4 protein-coding genes are annotated in these 4,711 nt (G+C 62.0%); 2 read left to right on the top strand and 2 right to left on the bottom strand.

Annotated features, from left to right (window positions below):
- Positions 1 to 1,649 precede the first annotated feature (1,649 nt).
- Entirely contained in the window at positions 1,650 to 2,195 is a 546-nt protein-coding gene (locus ABZ671_RS24485) for a hypothetical protein (RefSeq protein WP_357862174.1), read from the bottom strand.
- Between the two features lie 121 nt (positions 2,196 to 2,316).
- A complete protein-coding gene (locus tag ABZ671_RS24480; RefSeq protein ID WP_357862171.1) occupies positions 2,317 to 2,505 on the bottom strand; it encodes a hypothetical protein in 189 nt (62 codons plus the stop codon).
- Positions 2,506 to 2,654: 149 nt separating this feature from the next.
- Here ABZ671_RS24480 and ABZ671_RS24475 point away from each other — a divergent pair, with 149 nt between their 5' ends.
- Complete coding sequence (locus tag ABZ671_RS24475; RefSeq protein ID WP_357862169.1) at positions 2,655 to 3,623, top strand: hypothetical protein; 969 nt, start codon at positions 2,655 to 2,657, stop codon at positions 3,621 to 3,623.
- A 56-nt stretch (positions 3,624 to 3,679) separates the two neighbouring features.
- Positions 3,680 to 4,273 (top strand): hypothetical protein, encoded by a 594-nt coding sequence (locus ABZ671_RS24470; RefSeq protein WP_357862167.1) that lies wholly within the window; start codon positions 3,680 to 3,682, stop codon positions 4,271 to 4,273.
- The last annotated feature ends 438 nt before the right edge of the window (positions 4,274 to 4,711 follow it).

Here is a 4,711-nt window from a genome sequence, read left to right as displayed (position 1 = left end):
ACCGCCGGAGCCAGGTACTTACGGATCGTCTTGCGGTCCACCCCCAGCGACACGGACACCTCGCTGATCGAACGGCCCGCATACCAGTGGATGAAGATCTCGGTCACATCGACCACGTCGAACGTTCTCCTCGCCATCGGCTCCCTCACCCGTCACCCAGACGAGGGAGGACTCTTCCTGACCGCGAGGACCACCCACCCGGCGCTCATGTCCGCACAAGTTGGGAATTACGTGAGCGACCGGGTGGGGAATTACGTGAGCGTCAGACCGCTACAGGTGGGGAATTACGTGAGCGCCGACACTAGACGTTGACCTGCGGCGCCCAAACCGTTGAGCTGCCACAACGATCCCCCAGCGTCCACGACAGTCCGCCGGTGTCCGTCCCGATCGTCACTCAAATAGTCACCCAGCGGTGCGGGGAGACCCTGAGCGGACCGAACGGGATTTGAACCCGGTGGGGCACGGCACGCCAGTGGCCCACGCGCCTCAACCCATAGCCATGTTTGATTCATCCTCGCCGGCAAGGTCGGCTTGTTGGATCGGGGGCATATCCATCTGCCGTACATCATCTACCTTGCGCGACCGCCACGCTGCTCCAACAACATCGAGAGGCACGAGAGCCATGTCGAGCGGCCAGCGGAGTGAGCCGGGTACTTTAACTAGGAACATGCGCTCCGGCGGCCACTGTTTCCACTGAAGTCGCTCTTGGAGCCGTTTAAGCCACCCGAGGTAGCGCCAGTGAGGCTGGCGCTTAACACGGCGACTTGCGGAGGCCAAGCGCCAGGTCAGTCGAAACGCACGCAGCAAGCCGTAGCGGCTAGCTGCCCGCCAAGCAACTGCTAGGCGATTTTGGTCGCCCAGACTCTCTCCAGGCACGGGCCCGCCGGGACCCCGAAATGCGGCGTCCAGGTCTCCTACCTCGATGGCGTGCACCATCAGCAAGCTTACGAACAGCGCAATCCTTTCCGACGTGCCGCGCGCGACGTCCAGAAACTCCCCCCAACCGATGCGTCGAGCTACCTCCTCCGCCTGAAGGTGTTTCCACGACTCCCATTCCATCCCAGCTGGAGCGGGACAACCAGAACCATAGCCGTATCTAGAGCGGAGAAGTCCAAGCAAATCGTCGCCGACTCGAACCAACTCTAGGCCGAACGCTTCGTATGCCGCGTCGAGCGAGAGACGTTTGCGTAGGACAAGGCTGGAAGTCTGGGCTAGGTGCGTCATTACCCGCTGGACAGCTGCCCGATACGGGGCCAAGCCCTCCGATGCGCTGCGCTGCTCTCGGGCCACCTCCTCCCAATCGTCGCCAGATCCTTCGCTAGCTGTGAGAAAGGGAAGCTCTTTGATACGTGACAGCCTGTATCGCTCAACTGCTTGGATGAAAGCGGCTGCCTTCGCCTCCCGTACGCCGAACCGCCATACTGCGTCCGTGCCGATAGCCGGGAGCAAAGCCATCTGCCAGCTTTCATTCAGATCAGCCCATGCATCAGCCTGCTGTCGGTGCGCTTCTACCTCTTGGAGCTGCCCCTGGCGCCGTTGGACACGCCACTGTCCGAGCACGATCAACGCACTCACACCCGCCACACCCGCTGCCGCCCACGCGGCCCACGTCTGTTGATCCATGACCACCCCTGGATGACACAACCGACCTAGGCATCTTCCAACAGTGAAGGATCGATGTACTTGCGCTTATCGGTTTGCAATTTGCCGCCAACCACAGTCGTTACAATTCCCTTCTTGTTCCATTTCTTCACGGGTGATATCTCCTTCAGTCCCGTAGATACCATTCTAATCCAGTAGCGCCCAGCTGAGTCGCGGAACTGGATTCCCGTCAACGCCCACTGAATCGGTTCTTGCCATGGTATACCCATTTCCCGAGTCTCCCCGGGCGGAAGCTCACCCACCGACAACTCGGCGTCAGTCAGCTTCCCGTATTCGCTCCCCTGCTTGCGACACCAAAGAAGAATAAAGAATTGGTCAACAACCGCGTCGGAGCTGTTTCGAACATTTATCGCCCGCTTTGGGCCATCCATCCATGCTGTCACCTTGGCGGCCTGCTCGCGACGCTTCTCGGCCAGCGCTTCAGATCTCTCAATCAAGGCCTTTCTAAGCAAGAATGAATTGATGAGCAACGCACCCGTAGTTCCAATTGCTGAAACCCAGGCCGGCAGACTTCCGTAATCGATGCTCGCCACATTCTCGACACTACCAAACCTCGCCAAGCCAAAGCTGCCATCCCGATGCGCCTATGGATGTCAAGCTCCGCCGGCCGCCGTCCCGCCAGCGGAGCTTGACTCCTTGTCCCGAAAGAAATGATCAGCCATCGATGCGCTGGGCGACTAGCCGGAGTGAGCTGCCGGAAGAGTCCACCATGGTCCGTGGGCGTCCGGCGTCGGCCGCCCCGGTCGTCACCCAGTTGGTCACCCAGCCCGGGTGCCAGACGTTGAAGCGGAACTTAGATCCGCTGTCCCGCCAGTAGCGGAACCCGGCCAGTGACCTGCTCACGTGGCGTCTCGGGCTGCCAGCGTTGGTCGCTGGTTGACGACGGTTGACGGTGTCTTGTGTCCAGAGCATGGCCAGCCAGGCGGAGGGCGGGGAGGATCCTCGTCGGCTGGTTGACACAAGCAGCCTGCAACTTCTCATATCCTTCTCGCATGCCACTGCAAGTGAACTTCGGTGACACGTCACAGGTCATGCACATTGACGCCAAAAAGAGCGGTTCCATAACCGTTTCATGGCGCATGGTCGCATTTGTATGCATGCTCCTCGCCGCCGGCTCTACAGGCACTCTTGCAATCGTCGTTCCCGTCAAGGATGTCGACACGCTGTCGACCATCGCTCTCGCCCTGGCCATTCTCGCGTTTGTAATTCAGATCATTATCTTTGTTGTTCAGTCCTGGACATCGGGACAGCAAATGCTTCAAAGTGAAGCAATCAACTCCGACACCCGATCCCTCCTTACCGAGTTACGGGAAAGCGCCAAGAGCACAAACCAGCTGCTAGCGAATCAGTATGACAAGATTCTCGAAAGGCTCCTGCTCACCACCGAGCGAGCCGTAAACGAGACTGCGACCACGGGGGCCGTCAACCTCGATGAGCTGCGAAGCCGGCTCGAACGCGATCTCCGCCAAGCGTTAAATGAGGAGATACACTCGCCGACACGGTCGTCCAGGATGGATCGGCTGAGCAGCGAGCAGCGAGCCCGTCTCAACTACCTTGAGACATACCCCAGGCCGAGCCAGCTAGACGAAACCCTTCATATTCTACTAGGCCTCTCCCCGCTAGCACTTGCGACCCTGCTCAAGTTCGGTCGTGATGCGATGAGCAGCATCATTAACGGCAGGTATGAGGGCTTCCATCGGCGAGATATTGGACAGGCAGCAGACGAGCTAGAACGTCTGAACCTAATAGCCGTTGCCAAGGACGTCAGCCTACGAGGCTCGGAACAGCTCCTGGTCTTGACTCCAGCCGGCCGGAAAGCTGTCAGACCCCTTACGGCGATCGGGCGGCCGCCACTCCAGTTTGAGGACGAGCTATTGGGACTTCGCAAGCAGGCTCGACAAGGTATGGCCGAAGGCAGACAAGCTGTCCCGACAACCCGGCAAGGCGTCGAGACGCCATGAACTGGCGTCAGTTTGCTGTCGCCCTGGTCCAAGCTCTGGCTTGGCCCACGGTGGCATTGGCTGCCCTGCTGGTCTACCGTCGCCGGATCTCTGCCCTCCTGGGTGCCGGCCTGCGGCGTTTCAAGGCTGGGCCGCTTGAGGCGGAGTGGGAGGCCGTGGCAGAGGAGGCCAGGGTCTCGATCGAGGCTGCAACCGTTGCTGAGGCTTCAACTGCTGCTGAGGCAGGTACTCCTACTGAGTTCAAGATACGGCACTCCCTCCAGATAGCTCGGGATGTGACTTACTCGCCGGCCGTCTCGGCGTCTCTTGTTCGGATGGCGCTAGAGGAGGCGTTGACCGCCTTGCTGCCGCCCGAGTACGCCGGGCGTGCCATCACCTTGAAGCAGCTCTTACTCGAAGCGCGGGAGGTTGGCGGGCTCAGCGGAGCTGCATTCGTCGTGGGCGCGCAGGTTCTGACGCTTGCAAACCGAGCTGTTCATGGGGATCCTCCAACCCCACAGCAGATGATGGAACTCGTAGATCTGACGGAGGATTTCCTGGCGCTTCTGCCAGGCAATCAGAAACGGGACCAGCCGCCATCCCGTCTGCCGTCGACCCGCCCTTCTGGGGAGCGGGCCGCCGACCGGCCCGCCACGTCAAGACGGCCTTGACGCCCGTACGGACGCTGGCGGGTCGGGCGGTGGTCTGCTCGGCTCGCCCGGGTCGATGGCAGGCGGGATGGCTCCCACCGCAACCACCCACGGACCGCGACCCGCCGACGGAGCCCCCGCCATCCTGGAGCCGGAGCGCCCCCGCCGGAGGCGCAGTAACCGCAACCCCGCGACCGCCGCCAGCTCGCCGACGCGGCCGGCGTCCGCTCCCCTACGCCGCGCGGGCTCGTGGCCGCGCGGCCCGGCCGGCTGCCGGCCCACCCCTGACCCGTCAACGCTCCTGTCGTTCTGCGGCGGCCCCCGGGCTTCCCGCTTTCCGCGCCAGCCGCCGGGCATCAGGCGTGTCGGCCGCAGAGCGACAGCGGCAGCGGCCGGCGCGCGCCCAGGCGGCGGCGCGTGCGGCCCGTCTAGGGCCGCCTTGATAGACGTAAGGAAAGT

The sequence above is a fragment of the Micromonospora sp. NPDC006766 genome (assembly GCF_040636055.1).
Lineage (GTDB): Bacteria > Actinomycetota > Actinomycetes > Mycobacteriales > Micromonosporaceae > Micromonospora.
Note: the sequence above shows the minus strand (reverse complement) of the source record. Positions and strands in the feature narration are given on the sequence as shown.